The sequence below is a fragment of the Azospirillum sp. A26 genome (assembly GCF_042604635.1).
GTDB classification, from domain to species: domain Bacteria; phylum Pseudomonadota; class Alphaproteobacteria; order Azospirillales; family Azospirillaceae; genus Azospirillum; species Azospirillum palustre.
In genome coordinates this window covers 550346-569440 of the sequence record NZ_CP170476.1, presented here as the reverse complement: position 1 = coordinate 569440, position 19095 = coordinate 550346, and the positions used below count along the sequence as shown (strand labels likewise).

Annotated in this window: 18 protein-coding genes and 1 pseudogene; 10 read left to right on the top strand and 9 right to left on the bottom strand. The window is 73.0% G+C overall.

From position 1 onward, the window contains the following. Positions 1 to 108 precede the first annotated feature (108 nt). From ABNQ39_RS33510 to cobJ, 4 genes and pseudogenes are all read left to right on the top strand, one after another. A complete protein-coding gene (locus tag ABNQ39_RS33510) occupies positions 109 to 306 on the top strand; it encodes a hypothetical protein (protein WP_376966660.1) in 198 nt (65 codons plus the stop codon). After that, positions 299 to 937, top strand: a complete 639-nt coding sequence (locus ABNQ39_RS33505) for a precorrin-8X methylmutase (RefSeq protein ID WP_376966658.1) — start codon at positions 299 to 301, stop codon at positions 935 to 937. Before ABNQ39_RS33510 ends, ABNQ39_RS33505 begins: the two co-directional genes overlap by 8 nt. Further along, positions 934 to 1673, top strand: a pseudogene (locus ABNQ39_RS33500) (precorrin-2 C(20)-methyltransferase). Before ABNQ39_RS33505 ends, ABNQ39_RS33500 begins: the two are co-directional and overlap by 4 nt. Next, positions 1670 to 2443 carry a precorrin-3B C(17)-methyltransferase gene (cobJ, locus tag ABNQ39_RS33495; RefSeq protein ID WP_376966656.1) on the top strand — a complete coding sequence of 258 codons (774 nt, stop codon included), beginning with the start codon at positions 1670 to 1672 and terminating at the stop codon, positions 2441 to 2443. The pseudogene ABNQ39_RS33500 and the gene cobJ overlap by 4 nt, the downstream one beginning before the upstream one ends. Positions 2444 to 2568: 125 nt before the next feature. On the opposite strand, the gene ABNQ39_RS33490 is transcribed toward cobJ, so the two are convergent. Next, positions 2569 to 3339: a cobalt-precorrin-6A reductase gene (locus ABNQ39_RS33490; protein WP_376966654.1), complete on the bottom strand. Its 771-nt coding sequence runs from the start codon at positions 3337 to 3339 to the stop codon at positions 2569 to 2571. Positions 3340 to 3346: 7 nt separating this feature from the next. On the opposite strand from ABNQ39_RS33490, the gene cbiE reads away from it, so the two are divergent. From cbiE to cobM, 3 genes are read left to right on the top strand one after another with little or no spacing between them, the layout of a single operon-like run. Then, positions 3347 to 4600: a precorrin-6y C5,15-methyltransferase (decarboxylating) subunit CbiE gene (gene cbiE / locus ABNQ39_RS33485; protein WP_376967176.1), complete on the top strand. Its 1254-nt coding sequence runs from the start codon at positions 3347 to 3349 to the stop codon at positions 4598 to 4600. After that, positions 4588 to 5031, top strand: coding sequence for a cobalamin biosynthesis protein (locus tag ABNQ39_RS33480; protein WP_376966652.1), 444 nt, complete (start codon positions 4588 to 4590; stop codon positions 5029 to 5031). Before cbiE ends, ABNQ39_RS33480 begins: the two co-directional genes overlap by 13 nt. Beyond that, entirely contained in the window at positions 5028 to 5789 is a 762-nt protein-coding gene (cobM, locus tag ABNQ39_RS33475) for a precorrin-4 C(11)-methyltransferase (protein WP_376966650.1), read from the top strand. Before ABNQ39_RS33480 ends, cobM begins: the two co-directional genes overlap by 4 nt. Here cobM and ABNQ39_RS33470 read toward each other — a convergent pair. Further along, a complete protein-coding gene (locus ABNQ39_RS33470; protein ID WP_376966648.1) occupies positions 5768 to 6925 on the bottom strand; it encodes a cobalt-precorrin-5B (C(1))-methyltransferase in 1158 nt (385 codons plus the stop codon). The genes cobM and ABNQ39_RS33470 overlap by 22 nt on opposite strands. Here ABNQ39_RS33470 and cobA point away from each other — a divergent pair. Genes cobA through bluB form a run of 3 tightly spaced genes read left to right on the top strand, consistent with a single transcriptional unit; the run spans position 6924 to position 10061 of the window. Then, entirely contained in the window at positions 6924 to 7724 is an 801-nt protein-coding gene (gene cobA / locus ABNQ39_RS33465; protein ID WP_376966646.1) for a uroporphyrinogen-III C-methyltransferase, read from the top strand. The genes ABNQ39_RS33470 and cobA overlap by 2 nt on opposite strands. After that, a complete protein-coding gene (locus ABNQ39_RS33460; protein WP_376966644.1) occupies positions 7717 to 9030 on the top strand; it encodes a cobyrinate a,c-diamide synthase in 1314 nt (437 codons plus the stop codon). Before cobA ends, ABNQ39_RS33460 begins: the two co-directional genes overlap by 8 nt. A 2-nt stretch (positions 9031 to 9032) precedes the next feature. Next, positions 9033 to 10061, top strand: a complete 1029-nt coding sequence (gene bluB / locus ABNQ39_RS33455; RefSeq protein ID WP_376966642.1) for a 5,6-dimethylbenzimidazole synthase — start codon at positions 9033 to 9035, stop codon at positions 10059 to 10061. Between the two features lie 10 nt (positions 10062 to 10071). On the opposite strand, the gene ABNQ39_RS33450 is transcribed toward bluB, so the two are convergent. The 7 genes from ABNQ39_RS33450 to ABNQ39_RS33420 all read right to left on the bottom strand — a co-directional run bounded on the left by ABNQ39_RS33450 (position 10072) and on the right by ABNQ39_RS33420 (position 19046). Beyond that, positions 10072 to 12321 carry a chemotaxis protein CheA gene (locus tag ABNQ39_RS33450; protein ID WP_376966640.1) on the bottom strand — a complete coding sequence of 750 codons (2250 nt, stop codon included), beginning with the start codon at positions 12319 to 12321 and terminating at the stop codon, positions 10072 to 10074. Further along, on the bottom strand, positions 12318 to 12743 hold the full coding sequence (locus tag ABNQ39_RS33445) for a response regulator (RefSeq protein WP_376966638.1): 426 nt from the start codon (positions 12741 to 12743) through the stop codon (positions 12318 to 12320). Before ABNQ39_RS33445 ends, ABNQ39_RS33450 begins: the two co-directional genes overlap by 4 nt. Next, positions 12740 to 13618 (bottom strand): CheR family methyltransferase, encoded by an 879-nt coding sequence (locus tag ABNQ39_RS33440; RefSeq protein ID WP_376966636.1) that lies wholly within the window; start codon positions 13616 to 13618, stop codon positions 12740 to 12742. The genes ABNQ39_RS33445 and ABNQ39_RS33440 overlap by 4 nt, the downstream gene beginning before the upstream one ends. Before the next feature lie 86 nt (positions 13619 to 13704). After that, positions 13705 to 14241 carry a HEAT repeat domain-containing protein gene (locus tag ABNQ39_RS33435; RefSeq protein ID WP_376966634.1) on the bottom strand — a complete coding sequence of 179 codons (537 nt, stop codon included), beginning with the start codon at positions 14239 to 14241 and terminating at the stop codon, positions 13705 to 13707. A gap of 11 nt (positions 14242 to 14252) precedes the next feature. Then, the gene (cheB, locus tag ABNQ39_RS33430) at positions 14253 to 15374 is read right to left on the bottom strand and encodes a chemotaxis-specific protein-glutamate methyltransferase CheB (RefSeq protein WP_376966632.1); all 1122 of its coding nucleotides are present in this window, start codon (positions 15372 to 15374) and stop codon (positions 14253 to 14255) included. A 19-nt stretch (positions 15375 to 15393) separates the two neighbouring features. Then, the gene (locus tag ABNQ39_RS33425) at positions 15394 to 17061 is read right to left on the bottom strand and encodes a chemotaxis protein CheW (RefSeq protein WP_376966630.1); all 1668 of its coding nucleotides are present in this window, start codon (positions 17059 to 17061) and stop codon (positions 15394 to 15396) included. A gap of 5 nt (positions 17062 to 17066) precedes the next feature. Then, complete coding sequence (locus ABNQ39_RS33420; protein WP_376966628.1) at positions 17067 to 19046, bottom strand: methyl-accepting chemotaxis protein; 1980 nt, start codon at positions 19044 to 19046, stop codon at positions 17067 to 17069. Between the last annotated feature and the right edge of the window lie 49 nt (positions 19047 to 19095).

Here is a 19095-nt window from a genome sequence, read left to right as displayed (position 1 = left end):
CTGACCGCCTGCAGCGGGGCGGGCGGCTGCGATGTCGGCACCACCGACACCCATGCGACGGCGCTCGCCATCGCTGAGCGCGCAGGCCCCTTGCTGGACCCGGTGCGAATGGTGCATGTGTCGGGTTGCGCCAAGGGCTGCGCCCATCCCGCCATCGCCGATGTCACCCTGACCGCCCGCGACGGGGTGTATGACGTCGCCCTGAACGCAAAACCCGGTGACGCTTCCCCGTACACCGGCCTGTCCCCCGCCGACGCCGTGGCCCGCGTCGCGGATTCGTTGACCAAGGAGTCCACCGGTGCCTAAGCCGCTCTACGACTATATCCACGACGGAGCGGCCATCTACCGCCAGTCCTTCGCCACCATCCGGGCGGAGGCCGACCTGTCGTCCATTCCCGACGACCTGAAGCCGGTGGCCGTGCGCGTCATACACGCCTGCGGCATGGTCGATGCGGCCCAGGATTTGCTGTTCTCCACCGATGTCGGCAGCGCCGCCCGCGCCGCCCTGCGCGCCGGCGCTCCCATCCTGTGCGACAGCGAAATGGTCGCCCATGGCGTGACCCGCGCCCGCCTGCCGGCCGGCAACGCCGTGGTCTGCACGCTCCGCGACGCCGCCGTGCCCGATCTGGCGAAGACCATCGGCAACACCCGCTCGGCAGCGGCGCTCGACCTGTGGGGCGAGCGGCTCGGCGGCTCGGTGGTCGCCATCGGCAACGCGCCGACTGCCCTGTTCTACCTGCTGGAGATGCTGGCGGCCGGTGCGCCGAAACCGGCGGCGATCCTCGGCTTCCCCGTCGGCTTCGTCGGGGCGATGGAGAGCAAGGAGGCGCTGGCGGAAAACCCTTTCGGCGTGCCTTATCTGGCGATCCGCGGCCGGCGCGGCGGCAGCGCCATGGCCGCAGCCGCCGTCAACGCGCTGGCGAGCGACGTCGAATGAACGGCGGCGTCCTCCCCCCCGGCACCCTGTTCGGCGTCGGCGTCGGCCCCGGCGATCCGGAGCTGATGACCTTGAAGGCGGTGCGCACCATCGGCGCCTGCCCGGTCGTCGCCTATTTCTGCAAGCGCGGCACGCGGGGGCAGGCCCGCCGCATCGCCGATCAAGCGATCAGGCCCGATCAGATCGAGCTGCCGATGGTCTATCCGGTGACGGTGGAACTGCCGCCGACCCATCCGGACTATGGCCGCCAGATCGAGGCCTTCTTCGACGAGTTCGCCGGGCGCATCGCGGAGCATCTCGCCGCCGGCCGTTCGGTCGCGGCGCTGAACGAGGGGATCCGTTCTTCTACGGCTCCTTCATGCACCTGTTCCTGCGGCTGTCCGGCCGTTTCAAGGCGGAGGTCATTCCCGGCGTCACCAGCATGGTGTGCAGCGCCTCGCTGCTGCCGCGGCCGCTGATGCTGCGCGACGACGTGCTGTCGGTGATCCCCGGCACGCTGGACGAGGCGGCGCTGGTCCGCGCCCTGACCGCCGCCGATGCCTGCGTGGTGATGAAGCTGGGCCAGAACCTGCCCAAGGTCCGCCGCGCCATCGCCGCCGCCGGGCTGGCCGAGCGGGCGTGGTATGTCGAGCGCGCCAGCATGGACGAGCAGCGCTTCATGCCCTTCCTGGAGGCGCCGGACGTCGCCCCCTACTTCTCGCAGATCGTCATTCCGGGCGAGGGCAAGCGCGGATGAGCGGCCCCGAGAGCAATGGCTGGTTGAAAGTGGTGGGGTTAGGGCCGGGTCCCGAGGACTGGCTGACGCCGGAGGCCCGGCGCGATCTGGCCGAGGCGACCGACCTCGTCGGCTATTTCCCCTATGTCGAGCGCGTGCCGCCGGGCGATCAGGTGCGCCACGCCTCCGACAACCGGGTGGAGCTGGACCGCGCCCGCTTCGCGCTCGATCTGGCGGCGCAGGGCCGGCGGGTGGCGGTGGTGTCGGGCGGCGATCCCGGCATCTTCGCGATGGCCGCCGCCATCTTCGAGGCGCTGGACGATCCCGATGCGCCCGAGGCGTGGCGAGCGGTGCATCTCTCGGTCGATCCCGGCGTTTCCGCCATGCAGGTCGCCGCCGCGCGGGCCGGCGCGCCGCTGGGTCATGATTTCTGCGCCATCTCGCTGTCCGACAATCTGAAGCCGTGGGAGGTGGTGCTGCGGCGCCTGCGTCTGGCGGCGGAGGCGGATTTCGTCATCGCGCTGTACAACCCGATTTCCAAGGCCCGGCCCTGGCAGCTGGGCGCCGCCTTCGACGCCCTGCGCGACATTCGCGCGCCCGAGACCCCCATCGTACTGGGCCGCGCCGTCGGCCGCCCCGACGAGCAGTTGACGGTGACGACTTTGGGCGAGGTGCGGGCGGAGCAGGCCGACATGCGCACGCTGGTCATCATCGGCGCCTCGCACACCCGCTTCGTGGCGCGGGCGGACGGCGGGCGCTGGGTCTACACCCCCCGGCATTACCGGGGATGAGGATGGGTGTGACGGCAGAGTGGGCTGGGATGCCCGCGACCTACCCGCCGCGAGTAACCCTCTCCCCCCCGGGGAGAGGGCTGGGTGAGGGGGATGCGCGGCATGATTTCCCGAAAATCCTCGCCTCACATTCCCTCCAGCCACCCCACCGCGTCCTCCACGTCGTGCAGCTCCGCCACGCCGTTGCCGGCCGGCCGCTCGACCATCACCACCGGCAGGCCCAGCGCACGTGCCGCCTCCAGCTTGGCGTCGGTGGCGCGTCCGCCGCTGTTCTTGCTGACGACCACCTCCACGCCCTGCCCGCGCATCAGCGCCAGTTCGCCCTCGACGGTGAACGGCCCGCGGTCGAGGATCAGGCTCATGCGCGGCAGGGCCGGCATCGGCTCCGGCGGGTCGACGGCGCGGATCAGGTAGCGCTTGTCCGGCACCGCCTCGAAGGCCGCGACCTCCTGCCGGCCGATGGTCAGGAACACGGTGTCGCCCAGGCCGCGCAGCGCCAGCGCCGCAGCCGCCATGTCCGGCACGGCGATCCAGCAGTCGCGCGGCCCCGCCACCCAGGCCGGACGGGTCAGGAGACGCAGCGGCACGCCGGCCCGCGCACAGGCCGCGGCGGCATTGGCGGAGATCTGGTCGGCGAAGGGATGCGTGGCATCGATCACCGCCCCGATGCCCTCGTCACGCAGGTACTCGGCCAGCCCCGCCACCCCGCCGAAGCCGCCGATGCGGGTCGGCAGCGGCGGCAGCACCGGGTTCTTCGTACGGCCGGCCAGCGAGACACGGGCGTCGATGCGCGGATGGCCGGCCAGCCGCTTGGCCAGCGCCGTCGCCTCCGTCGTGCCGCCCAAAATCGGCGCCTTGACCAACTCCCCCTCCCCACCCGTCAGGATCGGCGCCATGGATAGCATGGGAACGGCCCGCTGGCTCAGCATCGTCGGCATCGGCGAGGATGGCTGGGACGGTTTGTCGCCTGCCGCCCGCGCGGCGGTGGAAAGCGCGGCCATCCTCCATGGCGGCAGCCGCCACCTTGATCTGGTACCGGTCGTTGCGGGACAGGAACGGCTGCCCTGGCCGTCGCCGATGACCGACGCCTTCCCCGGCCTGCTCGCCCGCCGCGGCCAGCGGGTCTGCGTGCTGGCGAGCGGCGATCCGTCCTGGTACGGGGTCGGCGCCACCCTGTCGCGACTCGTTCCGGCTGCGGAAATGACAGTGATCCCGGCGGCCTCCGCCTTCAGCCTCGCCGCATCCCGGCGAGGCTGGCCGTTGCAGGACTGCCGCTGCCTGACCGTTCACGGCCGCCCGCTGGAGCAGGTCGTTCCGCATCTGCAACCCAACGCCAAGCTGCTGCTTCTTTCCTGGGACGGAAAGACTCCGGCAAAGCTGGCCGCCCTGTTGCGCTCCCGCGGCTTCGGCGCCTCGCGCCTGACGGTGCTGGAAGCGATGGGCGGCCCGCGCGAGGCCCGGCTGGAGGCCACCGCCGACGGCTGGAAAACCGAGCGGGCCGCCGACCTCAACACCATCGCGCTCGACTGCGTCGCCGCCCCCGGCGCCCGCATCCTGCCGCTGGCGCCCGGCCTGCCCGACGACTGGTTCGAGCATGACGGCCAGATCACCAAGCGCGAGGTGCGCGCCGTCACCCTGTCCTTCCTGGCGCCGCGCCGGGGCGAACTGCTGTGGGATGTCGGCGCCGGTTCGGGCTCCATCGGCATCGAATGGATGCTGCGCGACCCGGCCAACCGCGCCATCGCCGTCGAGCATCATCCGGAGCGGATCGCCCGCATCCTGACCAATGCCGCCACCCTCGGCGTGCCCGGCCTGATGCTGGCGCGCGGCAAGGCACCGGCGGCGCTGGAGGGTCTGGAGCGGCCGGACGCCGTCTTCATCGGCGGCGGGCTGACCGCGGACGGCCTGCTGGCTGCCTGCTGGGACGCCCTGCCCCCCGGCGGCCGGATCGCCGCCAACGCGGTGACGCTGGAAAGCGAGGCCGTGCTGTTCGACGCGCACAAGCGGCTGGGCGGCGAACTGACCCAAATCTCGGTGGCCCGCGCCTCGGCGGTCGGCGGCTTCCGCGGCTGGCGCGCGTCGATGCCGGTCACGCTGTGGCGGGCCGAAAAGCCTTATGCGGAAAAGCCCTATGCGGAGGGCGCATGGACCGTCTGACCCCCGATGCCCTGTTGTTCGGCCCAGTCTTTGTCGGGCTGGGCTGCCGCCGCGGCTGCGGTTGGGAGGAGATCGCCAACTTGGTCGTCGTCGCCTTCGACGAAGCGGCCCTGCCCGATGCCGCGCGCCAGCTGGCGGCGCTGGCCGCCCCGGCGATGAAGGCCGACGAGGCGGGCTTGGCCGAAGCCGCCCGCGCGCTCGGCCTGCCGCTGCGCTTCATCGAGGAGGAGGCGATGCTGGCGGCGCAGGACCGCGTCCACACCCGCTCCGCCACCGTGCTGGCCGCGGTCGGGCTGGCCTCGGTGGCGGAGGCCGCGGCACTGGCCGCCGCCGGGCCGGGATCGCGCCTGCTGCTGCCGCGCCGCTCCACCCCCCGCGCCACCGTCGCGCTCGCCCTGCCTGCCGTTGCTTTGTCGGAGACCCGTTCATGACCGTCCATTTCATCGGTGCCGGACCGGGCGCTCCCGACCTGCTGACGCTCCGCGGCCGCGACCTGATCGCGCGCTGCCCGGTCTGCCTCTATGCCGGCTCGCTGGTACCGAAGGAGATCATCGCCCATGCGCCGGCCGGCGCGCGGATCGTCGACACCGCGCCGCTGACGCTGGAGGAGATCGTCGCCGAGTTCCAGTCCGCCCATGCCGCCGGCCAGGATGTCGCCCGGCTGCATTCCGGCGACCTGTCGGTCTATAGCGCGCTGGGCGAGCAGACCCGCGCGCTGCGGGAGCTGGGCATCCCCTACACCATCACCCCCGGCGTGCCGGCCTTCGCCGCCGCCTCGGCCGCGCTGGGACGGGAGCTGACGCTGCCGGAGGTCAGCCAGACGCTGATCCTGACCCGCACCGAGGGGCGTGCCTCGGCGATGCCGGCGAACGAGACGCTGGAGGTGCTGGGCGCGTCCGGGGCGACGCTGGCGGTCCACCTGTCGATCCACGTCATCGACCGGGTGGTGGAGCGGCTGACCCCGCTCTACGGCGCCGACTGCCCGGCGGCGGTGGTCTACCGCGCCACCTGGCCGGACGAGCGGGTGCTGCGCGGCACGCTGGCCGACATCGCGGCACAGGTCGCGGCCTCACCGATGGAGCGGACCGCGCTGATCCTGGTCGGCCCGGCGCTGGGCCATGAGGAGTTCCGCTGCAGCGCGCTCTATGACGGCAGCCATGTGCGGCGTTACCGGGGGTTGGGGGAGTGAGCCTCGCCGACGATGCGTCCCTGGCGGTCGGTGACCAGCACCTCGACCGCGACCGGCGCATCCTCCAGCACCTCCTGCGCGGCACGGCGGGCCAGCTCGGCCACATGGTCGGCCAGGGCCAAGCCGGCGGCGTCCGCCATGCCCAGCACCTGCGCCGCGGTGTTGGCGCCGCGCGCCTGAGCGACCAGTTCCGGCCCGGCGCCGAGATCGGCCAGCCGTTCCGCAAGCCAGTCGAAATCGACACTGTTGCGCTTGCTGTGCAAATCCATCAGCCCGCGCGCCAGCTTGCCGAACTTGGCGAAGCCGCCGCACAGGGTCAGGCGGGGCACCGGGTGTCGGCGCAGGTATTTCAGCGTGCCGCCGACGAAATCGCCCATGTCGAGCAGAGCCTGCTCCGACAGGCCATAGCGCGCCACCACCGCCTTTTCCGACAGATCGCCGGTGCAGGCGGCGACATGGGCCAGCCCGGCCGCCCGCGCCACATCGACCCCGCGCTGGATCGAGGCGATCCAGGCAGCGCAGGAATAGGGCACGACGATCCCCGTGGTTCCCAGGATCGACAGCCCGCCGAGGATGCCGAGCCGCCCGTTCATCGTGCGCTTGGCGAGCTGCTCGCCCTTTTCCACCCCGACCTCGACCACCAGATCCGCCGGTTGGCCGGCGGCGGCGGCTGCTTCCCCCACCGCCTGCGCGATCATGCGGCGTGGCACCGGGTTGATCGCCGGCTCGCCGACCGGCAGCGGCAGGCCGGGCAGGGTCACGGTGCCGACGCCGGGACCGGCGCGGAACGTCACGCCGCTGCCGGGCGCACCGCGCCACACCCGCGCCCGCACCAGCGCGCCATGGGTCACGTCGGGATCGTCGCCGGCATCCTTGATTATGCCGGCCATGGCCCAGGGTTTGCCGGGGGAGCCGTCCGCCCCCTCCCCCCGTTCGGTCACCGCCAGCGCGAAGGCCGGGGTCTGGCCGCCGGGCAGGGTCACCGTCACCGGGTCGGGGAACTCCCCGCCGAACAGGGCATCCGCCGCCGCCCGCGCCGCGGCGGTGGCGCAGGTTCCCGTCGTCCAGCCGCGGCGCAAGGGTGTAGCATCCTCCGCACCGCCTTCCGTCTTCTCCGAGCCAGAGTCCGCGTTCATGTCGTTTGAGTCGTCCATTCCCGAAAGCGTCCTGGTTCCCTTCGCCCCCGGCAGCGTCTGGCTGGCCGGGTCCGGCCCCGGCGACCCCGGCCTGCTCACCCTGCTGGCGCTGCAAGGTCTAAGGCAAGCCGACGTCATCGTCCATGACGCGCTCGTCAACGAACGGATCATGGCGCTCGCCAGCCCGTCGGCAAGGCTGGAGTTCGCCGGAAAGCGCGGCGGCCGCCCCTCCGCCCATCAGGACGACATCACCAGCCGCCTGATCGAACTGGCGAAGGAGGGGCACCGCGTCCTGCGCCTGAAGGGCGGCGACCCCTTCGTCTTCGGCCGCGGCGGCGAGGAGGCGCAGGCACTGGCGGCGGAGGGCATCCCCTTCCGCATCGTGCCCGGCATCACGTCGGGCATCGCCGGCCCGGCCTATGCCGGCATCCCGGCAACCCACCGCGACACCAACCAGGCGGTGATCCTGGCGACCGGCCATTCGCTGGGCGGCGGGCCGGACTGGCGGGCGCTGGCGGCCACCAGGGCGCCGCTGATCCTCTATATGGGATGGAAGGCGCTGCCGACCATCGCGGCGGAGCTGATGGCCGGCGGCCTGTCCGCCGACACCCCCGTCGGCGTGGTGACGGAGGCGACGACTGCCAACCAGAAGAGCCTCGTCACCAGCCTCGGCACCTGCGTCGCCGATCTGGCGGCGAGCGGGCTGGAGCCGCCGGCCATCATCGTGATCGGCGAGGTGGTGCGGCTGCGCCCGGCGCTGGACTGGCTGCCGGCCCAGACGGCGCTTCGACATGACTAATGGCCTCATCATCGCGGCGCCGGCGTCGGGCACCGGCAAGACGACGCTGACGCTCGGCCTGCTGGCGGCGCTCCGTGCCCGCGGCGTGGCGGTGGGGGCGGTGAAGTCGGGGCCTGACTACATCGACCCGGCCTTCCACCGCGCCGCCACCGGCCGGCCCAGCGTCAATCTCGACACCTGGGCGATGGGGCCGGATTTGCTGGACGGTCTGGCCGCCCGTGCCGCCGAGGGCGCCGATCTGCTGGTCTGCGAAGCGCTGATGGGCCTGTTCGACGGCGTTGCCGGCGTCGGCGCCACCGGCACCGGCTCGACGGCGGAGATCGCGGCCCGCACCGGCTGGCCGGTCGTGCTGGTGGTGAACGCCAAGGGCCAGTCGCAATCGGCCGCCGCCTTGGTGAAGGGCTTCGCCACCTACCGCGACGACGTGACCATCGGCGGGGTCGTACTGAACAATGTCGGCAGCCCGCGCCACACCGCGCTGGCCGGCAGCGCCATCGAGGCGCTGGGCATCCCGCTGCTGGGTGCCCTGCCACGCGCGCCGGATCTCAGCCTGCCCGAACGTCATCTCGGCCTCGTCCAGGCCGACGAGACGGAGGGGCTGTCCGACCGGCTGGCCGCCCTCGGCCGCTTCATCGCCGAGCATGTCGATCTCGACCGCATCGTTGCGCTCGCCAAGCCGTCACAGGCCGGGCAGGGCAGCGATGCCCCGGCCCTGCCGCCGCCGGGCCAGCGCATCGCCGTCGCACAGGATGCCGCCTTCACCTTCGTCTATCCGCACCTGACCGCCGGCTGGCAGGCGGCAGGCGCGGAGTTGCGCGTCTTCTCCCCGCTGGCCGACGAGGCGCCGCCGCCGGGCTCGGACGCCGTCTATCTGCCCGGCGGCTATCCGGAGCTGCATGCCGGCCGCCTCGCCGCCAACGCCACTTTCCGCGACGGGCTGCGCGCGGCGGCGGAGCGGGTGCCGGTCTATGGCGAGTGCGGCGGCTACATGGTGATGGGCGAAACGCTGGAGGATGCTGACGGCGTCACCCACCCGATGACCGGGCTGCTGGGGGTGCGCACCTCCTTCGCCAAGCGGCGGCTGCATCTGGGCTATCGCCGGGCGTCCCTGCTGGCCGACGGGCCGCTGGGAGCGGCAGGATCGCCGCTGATGGGGCATGAGTTCCATTACGCCTCCACCCTGTCCCGCGGCGACGACGTGCCGCTGCTGCAGGCGACCGCGGCGGACGGCAGCGACCTGGGCGCGCTCGGCAGCCGGCGCGGGCTGGCGCTCGGCTCCTTCGTCCATCTGATCGCGCGGGGGTGACGATGGAGGAGGATTTCACCGCGGCGGAGCGCGACGCGCTCTACAAGGCGATCTTCTCCCGCCGCGACGTGCGCGGGCAGTTCCGCCCCGATCCGGTCCCGGACGAGGTGCTGACCCGCATCCTGCTGGCCGCCCACCATGCGCCATCGGTCGGCTTCATGCAGCCCTGGAACTTCATCGTCGTCACCGATCCGCAGGTGAAGTCCCGCATCCACGCCGATTTCGCCCGCGCCAACGAGGAGGCGGAGGCGATGTTCGACGGCGAGCGGCGCAGCCTCTACAGCCGCCTGAAGCTGGAAGGCATCCGCGAGGCGCCGGTCAACCTGTGCATCACCTGCGACCGCGAGCGCTCCGGCTCTGTGGTGCTCGGCCGCACCCACATGCCGGCGATGGACCTCTACAGCTGCGTCTGCGCCGTGCAGAACCTGTGGCTGGCCGCCAGGGCGGAAGGGCTCGGGGTCGGCTGGGTCAGCATCCTGCACGAGGATGCGCTGAGGGAGGCGCTCGGCATCCCGGAGCGGATCGTGCCGATCGCCTATCTCTGCCTCGGCCACGTCACCCATTTCGAAGCGACGCCGGAGCTGGAAACCAAGGGCTGGCGCAAGCGCCTGCCGCTGGAGGATCTGGTGTTCAGGGACCGGTGGGAGAGAAGAGCGCCAGAGATCCCCTCTCCCCCCGGGGAGAGGGTTAGGGTGAGGGGGTCGCGCAGCAAAGATTTTCAAGCATCGCGCACTCCCCAACCCCACCGACTCCACGCGGTGCATCCCCCTCACCCCAGCCCTCTCCCCGGAGGGGAGAGGGGGATTGCTCCGCCCAGCGCCGGCCCCACCCAGCGCGCCAGGAACGCGTCCTCCGGCCCCGCCGTCATCGTCGGCCGCGCCGCCAGCAGCAGTTGCAGCAGTGCGGTGTGCAGGTCGGTGCAGGCCGACAGATCGACGCGCGGCGCCGCCGTCGCCTCCAGCCATTCGGCGAGCGGCAGGGCGTCCTCGACGGTGCAGGCAGCCTCGAAGCGGGCGAGGTCGGCGTCATAACGGATCGGCATCACAGCAGCTCCCGCAGATCGAGCACCAGAATGAGCCGGCCATCGCCCAGCACCGCCGTGCCGGCATAGCCACGCAGCCCCCGCAGAACCCCGGTCATCGGACGCAGAACCACGTCGGCGCGCTCGCCGACATCGTCCACCGCCACGGCGACCGGCCCGTCGCCCAGTTCGGCGAGCACGACGCAGTCGGCCTCGCCCCTGTGCCCGCCCCCATGCCCGCTTCTGTGCTCGCCCCCGTCGTCGGGGGGCTGGCCCAGCAGGCGGCGCAGGCGGACCAGCGGCACCACCCGGTCGCGCAGCACGATGCTTTCCGCCCGCTTTACCCCGCGGATCTCGGTCCGCGGCACCCGTTGGACGCCACCGACCACCGCCACCGGGATGCCGTAAAAGGATCCCGCCGCCTCCACCACCACGACCCGGGTGATGCTGAGCGTCAGCGGCAGCGACAGCCGCACCCGCGTGCCGCTGCCGGGGGTGGAGGCGATCTCCACCCGGCCGCCGGCCCGCTCCACCGCCGCGCGCACCGCATCCATGCCGACCCCGCGGCCGGACAGGTCGGACACGCTGCCGGCGGTGCTGAAGCCCGGAGCGAAGACAAGCCGCACGGCCTCGTCGTCGCCGAGCGCCGCGGCGGCATCCGGGGCGAGCAGCCCCTTGGCGACGGCGGCCTTGCGCATCGCCGCCGGGTCGATGCCGGCGCCGTCGTCCGACACCTCCACCACCACCCCGCCCTTGTCCTGGAAGCCACGGACCCGCAAGGTGCCGCCCGGCGGCTTGCCCAAGGCGGCCCGGCGCTCCGGCGCCTCGATGCCATGGTCCAGCGCGTTGCGCACCAGATGCAGCAGCGGCTCGCCCAGCACGTCGAGGATGTCCTTGTCGGCCTCCGTCTCCGCCCCGTCCAGCACCAGCTCGACCGTCTTGTCCAGCCGGCGGGCGGTGTCGCGCACCAGCCGGGGCAGCGGATCGAACACGCGGGCGAGCGGCAGCAGCCGCAGACGCAGCGCCGCATGGCGCAGGTCGTCGACCAGACTGTCCAGCCGGGCGGAGAACGCCTTCATGTCGCGCGTCAGCTCGCCGTCCCCGACACGGCGGACCAGCGGCCCCAACTGCCCCTTCACCACCGACAGCTCGCCGACCAGCGCCATCAGCGCGTCCATCCGCTCCGGCTCCACCCGCAGGGCGCGGCGCGGCGAGGCAGGCCGCGCCTCGGCCGCCGCCGGCTTTTCCGGAGGCCCGTTTTCCGGAGGGCCGTCAGCCAGGAAGCGCCGCAACGTCCCGGCATCGGCGCAGGCCGCCGCCACGACGGCCCGGTCGGCCGGTCGGCCCAGCGCCGTCAGGATCGCGACGACCGCACGCGCCACCGCGGCGCTGCGGGACTGGCACTCGGCGGCGTTGCCGGGCAGATCGAGAATGCGCGCCTGCTCCTCCAGCATCGCCACCGCCAGCGAGCCGGGCGGTGCCATGGTGATCGGCTTGGCGGAGAGCGCAGCAGGGACAACCGCGGGCGCCAGCGTGACGCTGCCGATCCGCACCTGATCGGGCACGCTGCGGAAGGCCGGCGTCACCGCCTCCACCGCCGCACCGCTCAGCGCGCGGAAGCGCAGCAGGCAGCGGTCGGGGTCCATCTGCGCCAGGGGCGGCAGCGGTTCCGCCGGTTCGATCCGGAGCCACCGCAGGTCGGGGACCCGCCGGAACAGGGCCAGCGGATCGTCGCCGGTAAAGAAGCAGTCCGGATCGGGCCTGTAGTCGATGGCGGTCAGCACGTCGCCGGCCATACCCGCCGCATCCCGGTCCTCGCCGGCCAGCGCCGCCACCCAGGGGAAGGCGTCCGCCTCCCCGGCGGCCTCGCCGCCACCGGCCGCCCCCTCCGCGGACACCCCGGACAGCCCACGGACCAGCGTGTCCGCCGCCTGCGCCGCGTCGGCGGGCAGCGCGCCGCTGTCCTCCAGCGCCGCCACCCAGCGGGCGCACTGGTCGAGCGCGCGGAACAGCCGGTCGGCCAGCTCCGGCGTCATGCTGCGCCGGCCGTCGCGCAGCAGCGACAGCGTGTCCTCCCCCGCATGGACCAGCCGGGTGAAGGCCGCCATATCGAACAGGCCGCTCGCCCCCTTCAGCGTGTGGAAGGCGCGGAACAGCTCGTCCACCGACGCGCGGTCGGCGGGATCGCGCTCCAGCGCCAGAAGCGCGCCGCCGGCCGTCTCCAGCAGCTCCTGCGCCTCGACGACGAACTGGTCGAACAGCTCGCTCATGGCGCGCCCTCCGTGGTGAGAGGTTGCCCGGTCAGCAGCCGCGCCGCCTCCACCAGCACCTCCGGCCGCGGCGGCTTGACGATGTACCAGTTGGCGCCGGCCAGCAGGGCCTGCTCGCGGTCGCTGTCCTTCAATTCGGTGCTGATCATGATGGCGGGCACGTCGCGCAGCGCCGGATCGCGGCGCAGGACGCGCAGCATGGTGTAGCCGTCCATCTTGCGCATGTTGACGTCGACGATCACCAGATCGGGCGGGACGGCCATGGCGCGCTCCAGCCCCTCGATGCCGTTCACCGCCTCGTCCACCACGAAGCCGGCACCCTCCAGCACGCGGCGGCTGAAGGCGCGGACGGTCACGGCGTCGTCCACCACCAGGACGCGGGGCACCAGGACGCGGGGCCCGCCGGTATCGTTTGCGCTCATGCGGCACCTCCGTCGACCGGCTTCTGGTAGAGAATGGCGTCGGGGAAGCGGCGCGGCACGAACAGCGAGGACATGCGGCTCATGCTTTCCGAATGGCCGAGACAGACGAAGCCGCCCGGCGCCAGCGCATCGTGGAACATGCTCGCCGTCTCCCGTCGGCCAAGGTCGTCGAAATAGATCAGCAGGTTGCGGCAAAAGATCACGTCGATCCCGCGGAAACCCCGCACCTGCTGCGGGTCGGTGAGGTTGACCAGCGAGAAATCGACCAAGTCGCGCAAATCCTCGACGATCTGCCAGCGCGGTCCCAACTCCGCGGCCGCCCTGCGCAGGGGCTGGAAATATTTGGCGCGCAGATGCGCCGGCAGCCCTTGCAGGGCGCGCTCGTCATAGATGCCCGCGCGCGCGCGCTCCAGCACCGCGCTGTCGATGTCCGAGGCCAGCAGCTCGATCTCGTAATCGTCCACCCGGCTCCAGTTCTCCAGCAGCATGATGGCGATGGAATAGGGCTCCTCCCCGGTGGCGCAGCCGGCCGACCAGATGCGCAGCCGCGAACCCTTCGGCCGCCCCCGCACCAGCTCGTCGAGGACGGAATTCACCAGACAGTCGAACTGGTACTTCTCGCGGAAGAAATAGGTCTCGTTCACCGTCATCAGGTTGACGAGCCGCTGAAGCTCCTCTCCCGACGCCTGGAAGCGCAGCAGGTTCATGTAGGCGCGCAGATCCGTCGCCCCGACCGCCTGCATGCGGGCGGCGACGCGGCGGTCGACGAAATAGCGCTTGGCCTCGGTGAAGGACAGGCCGGTGCGCTCCCGCAGGAAGCCGCACAGGGTGGCATAATCCTCCGGCGACAGGCCTTGCGGGTCGGTATCGCTCACTCCGTTCACCGTCCGCGGAAGCTGGAACGCGCGGCATCGACGGCGAAGGCGACGAAGGCGTCGTCGGGGAAGCGGCGGGCCAGAATTTACAGGCTGGACAGCGCTTCCGGACTGCCGGCCTCGGCCAGCGCCTCCACCGCGGCGAGGCCGACATTCACGTCGCAATCGCGCTCCATGACCCGCACCAGCCAGTCGGTGCGGTCCGGATGGGCGAGGATGCCCAGCCCCTGCACCGCGAAGATGCGCAGGTCGGCGTCGGCATGGTCCAGCAGCGGCAGCAGCGCCGGGGCGGCGACCTCCGCCGGCATCTGCTGCAGGCTTTCCAGCGCCGCGTTGCGCAAGGCCGCATCCTCGCGGTCGAGGAAGGGGACGATGGCCGCCGCCGCCGCGGGCGTGGCGATGCGGGCGAGCGCCGTCAGGATGGCCTCGCGCACGCCGGCGTCGCCGTCGGCCTGAAGCCGGCGGGCGAGCGCCGCTTCGGCACCCGGCGGCGGGCTGTGGCCCAGCCCGTGGGCGGCATCGCGGCGGACCGCGGCGTCGGCATCCTCCAGCGCGGCCAGCGGATCGCGCGCGACCTCCGCCGGGGGAGCCTCCGGAGCGGCCTTCTTCTTCACAAGTCCCATGGCGTCACTCCCTAATCCTTCCTGCCCGGCGCGGGTCCGGCCCGCCGCGCGGCGGGCGACAGCCAGCGGGTGAGCTGGCCGGCGATCCGGTCCGACGGCAGGACGACGCCGGCACCGCCCCGCCGGATCAGCTCCTGCGGCATGCCGAAGACCACGGCGCTGTCTTCCAATTCCGCGATGGTGCGGCCACCGCGGGCGTGCAGCTCGGCCATGGACGCCGCCCCGTCGTTGCCCATGCCGGTCAGCAGCACCCCGACCAGCCGGTCCGGCGGCAGCAGCCGCATGGCGCTGGTCACCAGCCGGTCGGCGTTGGGGTGCCAGGGCCGGTCGGGCGAGGACGGCACGCAGACCGCCTGCAACCGCCCGCCGCGCCGCGCCAGTTCCACGTCGGCGCCGCCGCGGGCGATGCAGATCGTGCCCGGCTCCAGCACCGCCGCCCGCTCCACCTCCACCACGCTCAGCGCGCACATCTCGTCCAGCCGCCGCGCCAGCGTCGCGGTGAAGGCGACCGGCATATGCTGCGCCACCACCACCGGCCAGGGGAAGCCGGCCGGCAGCAGCGGCAGGATGTCCTCCAGCGTGCTGGGCCCGCCGGTGGACACGCCGACCAGCACCACGCCCTCGACCTCCCCCTCCGCCGCCACCACCGCCACGGAGGGCGGCGGTGGCGGTGCGGGCGCCACGAAATCCTCACCCACGATGCGGGCGCGGGCCAGGCGCAGCCGTTCGCGCAGGCCGTGCACCCGACGCGGGCGGGAGGATGCGGCGGCGCGCACCGTCTCCACCAGCTCCTCGCCGATGCGGCCGATGGAGCCGGCGGCCGGTTTCTGCACCGCCTCCACCGCTCCCAGCCGCAGCGCCTCCAGCGTCTCGCCCGCCCCCGCCCCGGTGAGGGCGGAGACCATGACGACCGGCTTGGGATGCTCCACCATGATGCGGGCAAGACAGGTCAGCCCGTCCATGCCGGGCATGGTGATGTCCAGCGTCACCACATCCGGATCGACCTCCGGCAGGCGCGCCAGCGCCTCCTCCCCCGTCGCCGCGGTCTCCACCCGGAAACCGGCCTCGCCCAGCAAATCCGCGATGCGCCGGCGCATCAGCGCGGAATCGTCCACCACCAGAACCGTCAGCACGCCGCCCCCCATCCGTCCGTCACCGCGGGGTAACGGGCAGGTCCGCCAGTCGGTCCATGTCGAGCAGGCTGTCCGCATCCATCAGCAGGATCAGGCGGGCGGCGCCGGCCGCATCCCCGGCGACATCCCCAGCGACATCCAGCGTCGCCACCCGGCGGATCAGCCGGCGCTGCGCCGCCGACACCGCCGGGGCCGGACCGATCCGCTCCGCCGGGACGGTCAGCAGGCCGGACAGCCCGTCGACCAGCAGCCCGACCAGCAGCCCGTCGCGCCCGACCACCACCACCCGCCCGCGCTCCACCCCGGCAGGCCCGCTCTTGGAAAGTGCGGTAGCGGTGTCGGCGGCCGGCAGGTTCAGCAGCCGGCGCTGGTCGATCAGCGGCAGCACCTCGCCGCGCAGGGTCAGCACGCCGGCGACGAAGTCGGGCGCATTGGGCAACGGCGTGATGCTGTCGGGCCGGCGCAACACCTCGCGCACGGCGGAGACCGGCAGGCCATATTCCGCCCCGGCAAGGCGGAAAACGACGAAGCGTTCCCCCGCACCGCCGATCCCGTTGGAGCCATCCGCAGGCCGCGCCGGTTCCATCCCGTCCCTTTCCACAACCGCTTCCTCTGCGCCGGCCTCTGCGCCGATTGCGGCGCCATGGCGGAACAGCCGCTCCGCCGACAGCACCGACACCAGCCGCCGCCCGCCGCCGGCAGCGCCACCATCGGCTCTGGCGATGCCGTCCAAATCCTCGAATTCCGGCTCGCGGGCGAGCAGCGGCGGCACCGGGTCGATCAGCGCCGGGTCGAGCCGCAGGATCTCGCGCACCTCGTCCACCAGCACGCCGACCGGCGCCTGCCCACCGCCGGAGCGCACCACGACGACGCGGCGCCCGGCGGCCAATCCGCTGGATTCATGCCCTTCGCCAGCCTCCAGCCCGAACAGGGCGCGCAAGCCCACCAGCGGCAGCAGCCGGTCGCGCACCGCCATCACGCCCAGCAGATGCGCTCTGGAGCGCGCCATGCGGGTGACCTCGCGCGGGGCCGGCAGAACCTCGCGCACCCGGTCCACCGGCAGGGCGAATTCCTGTCCCGCGACCTCGAAGACCAGCAGGGCCTGCCGGTCGACAGTGCCCTTGACGCCACCCGCGGCGCCGGTTCCGCCGGCCGGCACGGGACCGAAGCCGGCCGACGCAGTTCCCCGGTCCGTCCGCTCCGTCTCCGCCGGATCGCCGAACTGGCGGTCGATCAGCGCATCCAGCTTCAGGATGGTGGCCGGGCCGTCGCGCAGCAGTCCGTCCAGCATGGCGGGGTCGAGCCCGCCCTCCTCCTGCGTCACCGGATCGATGCGGTCGGGCTCGCTGCGCAGGATGCCGGCCATCGCATCCACCCGCAGACCCACCGTCTGGCTGCCCGTCTGGCCGCGATGCCCGACCAGCACCACCCGCGTCTCCCGCGTCGGCTCCGCACCGCCCGGCCTGCCCAGCGCCCTGGCGAGGTCCAGCACCGGCACCGCGTCGCCATGCCAGTGCGCCAGCCCGTCCAGGCTGGGCGGCCCCAGCGGAATGCGCACCAGCTCCGGCAGCCGGATCACCGCGCGGACCGCCGGCAGCGGCAGGGCGAGGCGCAGGTCGGCGACCGTCACCGTGACGAAGTCGAGGGCGCCGTCCGTTTCCCTGTCCCCCTCCCGCTTTCCGGCCACGGCGGTCAAGCCGCGCCCAGCAGGCTGTCGGCCATCGCCGCGATCTCCTCGATCGCCGACGCCAGTTCCTCGGCCCCCTTCGCCTGCTCGCGCGCGGCCTTGGCCGCTTCGGTGCCGGCGAGGTTCGCCGCGGCGGCGGCGGTGGCCACCTGCTCCACGCCGACGCGGGTCTCGCGGAGCGCCATGGTCGTCTCGGTGGCGGCCTCCAGGATTTCACGGCTGCCGGCGGTGACCACCCGCAGCTCCTGCGCGCTGGCGGTCAGGGTGACGCCGAAGGCGCGGTGGCGCGCGATCTCCGTCACCGCGGTGGCCGACACCTCCTCCACGTCGCGGCGAACCCGCAGCATCTGGTCCTGGATGTCGCGGACGATGTCCTTCACCCGCTCCGCGCTGTCGGCGCTGTCGCCGGCCAGCTTGCGGATGTCGCCGCTGACCACGGTGAAGCCGCGGCCGAACTCGCCCGCCCGCGCCGCCTCGATGGAGCCGCTGACCGCCAGCATGCCGGTCTGGATGGCGACGGTGGCGATGGCGTCCACCACCTTGTCGATGCGCCGGCCGATCCGGTCCAGCGCGTCGAGCCGGTCCCCCGCCCGGCGGGAGGAGTCCACCGCCTCCAGCATGCCGTCGGCCAGCCGGCCGATGGTGTCCCGCGTCTCGCCCAGCAGCGCTTCCATCGAACCGCAGCGTTCCACCAAGTCTCCGGCCCGGCCGGCGGCCAGCGTCGCCGCCGCGTCGATTTCCGCGATGGCGGAGGCAAGCTGGTGGGTGGCCGCGCTCTGCGACTGCGCCCCGCCGGAGATCTGGCCGATGGCGGTCATGATCTGGGCCGCCCCGCGGTTGATCTCCTCGATGGCGGCCGACAGCTCCTCGGCGGCCGACGCCAGCTCGTCGGCGGTGGCGGCGAGGTCGGCGGTGCCCTCCAAATCCTCGGCCACTTCGGACAGCTGGCCGGCGGCGCGCTGGCTCTGGGCCAACGCCACGGCCTGCTCGCCCGCGGTCCGCAGCGCCTCCTCGGCGGCGGCGGATTGTTCCTCGGCGCTGGCGGCGATGGTCTCCGCCCCGCGCAGGGCCTCGCGCGCCGCCTGATCGGCCTCGACCGCGGCGCGGATCGTCTCCTGCGCGCCCTGGACCAGGGTCGTCATGTCCGACCGCACGCCCTCCAGCTGCTCGACGATCCTGCGACCGCGCTCCACCTCCGCCTTGGCCGCGTCCGACGAGGCGACGATGCCGGCGGCGATGGCGGCCACCGCGTCCTGGATTTCGCCGACCATCGCCTGGATGCCGTTGGCGCTGCGCTCCGATCGTTCGGCCAGCGCCTGCACCTCGTCGGCGACGACGGCGAAGCCCTTGCCGGCCTCCCCGGCGCGGGCCGCCTCGATGGCGGCGTTCAGCGCCAGCAGGTTGGTCTGGTCGGCGATGGCGGCGACGCTCTGCACGATGGTGCCGATCTCGCGGGCCTGGGCTTCCAGGTCGCGGACCAGACGCACCGAGGCTTCCTGCCGTTCGGCGGCGCGGACGATGCCCTCGATGGAGGACAGGATCTGGCCGCTGACGTCCTTCAGCGTCGCCTGCAACGCCTCGACCCGCAGCACCGCCTGCTCCGCCGTGCTGCGCGAGCGGATCAGCAGCTCCGAGGCGCGGCCGATCATGCGCTGCGACTGCTGGGTGGCGCCGGCCGACTGCTCGGCTCCGGCGGCGATCTGCTCCATCGCCCGGCGCAGTTCCTCCGCCGCCGACGCCGCCTGGGTGATGCCGCTGGCCAGCTCGGTCGAGGCGGCGGCGATGCCGGTGGCGGCCTGCCGGCGGCGCGAATCGGCGCGCGCCCGGCGGCGCTGCGGCGCGCCCGTGGCGGAATCGGGGGCGGCGGGCGGGGCGGCCGTTTGTGCGGAGACGGGAGCGGACCGGTCCGGACCCTCGTCGTCGGCGCCGGACCTGGTCCGGGCGGTGCGCGCCGTGTCGATCTTGGTCTTCTTGATGAGTGCCATGGTCCTTGCCCGTTTTCCTCAACCCGCCTGTCCGACCGGCCGGTTGTTC

What these genes read in the sequence shown, in the direction of transcription:
- cbiE (WP_376967176.1), top strand. Translation starts at nt 3,347, where the DNA reads ATGGGAACGGCCCGCTGGCTCAGCATCGTCGGCATCGGCGAGGATGGC.
- ABNQ39_RS33510 (WP_376966660.1), top strand. Translation starts at nt 109, where the DNA reads ATGGTGCATGTGTCGGGTTGCGCCAAGGGCTGCGCCCATCCCGCCATC.
- cobA (WP_376966646.1), top strand. Translation starts at nt 6,924, where the DNA reads ATGTCGTTTGAGTCGTCCATTCCCGAAAGCGTCCTGGTTCCCTTCGCC.
- ABNQ39_RS33450 (WP_376966640.1), bottom strand. Translation starts at nt 12,321, where the DNA reads ATGAGCGAGCTGTTCGACCAGTTCGTCGTCGAGGCGCAGGAGCTGCTG.
- cobM (WP_376966650.1), top strand. Translation starts at nt 5,028, where the DNA reads ATGACCGTCCATTTCATCGGTGCCGGACCGGGCGCTCCCGACCTGCTG.
- ABNQ39_RS33460 (WP_376966644.1), top strand. Translation starts at nt 7,717, where the DNA reads ATGACTAATGGCCTCATCATCGCGGCGCCGGCGTCGGGCACCGGCAAG.
- ABNQ39_RS33445 (WP_376966638.1), bottom strand. Translation starts at nt 12,743, where the DNA reads ATGAGCGCAAACGATACCGGCGGGCCCCGCGTCCTGGTGCCCCGCGTC.
- ABNQ39_RS33490 (WP_376966654.1), bottom strand. Translation starts at nt 3,339, where the DNA reads ATGGCGCCGATCCTGACGGGTGGGGAGGGGGAGTTGGTCAAGGCGCCG.
- ABNQ39_RS33435 (WP_376966634.1), bottom strand. Translation starts at nt 14,241, where the DNA reads ATGGGACTTGTGAAGAAGAAGGCCGCTCCGGAGGCTCCCCCGGCGGAG.
- ABNQ39_RS33470 (WP_376966648.1), bottom strand. Translation starts at nt 6,925, where the DNA reads ATGAACGCGGACTCTGGCTCGGAGAAGACGGAAGGCGGTGCGGAGGAT.
- bluB (WP_376966642.1), top strand. Translation starts at nt 9,033, where the DNA reads ATGGAGGAGGATTTCACCGCGGCGGAGCGCGACGCGCTCTACAAGGCG.
- ABNQ39_RS33480 (WP_376966652.1), top strand. Translation starts at nt 4,588, where the DNA reads ATGGACCGTCTGACCCCCGATGCCCTGTTGTTCGGCCCAGTCTTTGTC.
- cobJ (WP_376966656.1), top strand. Translation starts at nt 1,670, where the DNA reads ATGAGCGGCCCCGAGAGCAATGGCTGGTTGAAAGTGGTGGGGTTAGGG.
- ABNQ39_RS33420 (WP_376966628.1), bottom strand. Translation starts at nt 19,046, where the DNA reads ATGGCACTCATCAAGAAGACCAAGATCGACACGGCGCGCACCGCCCGG.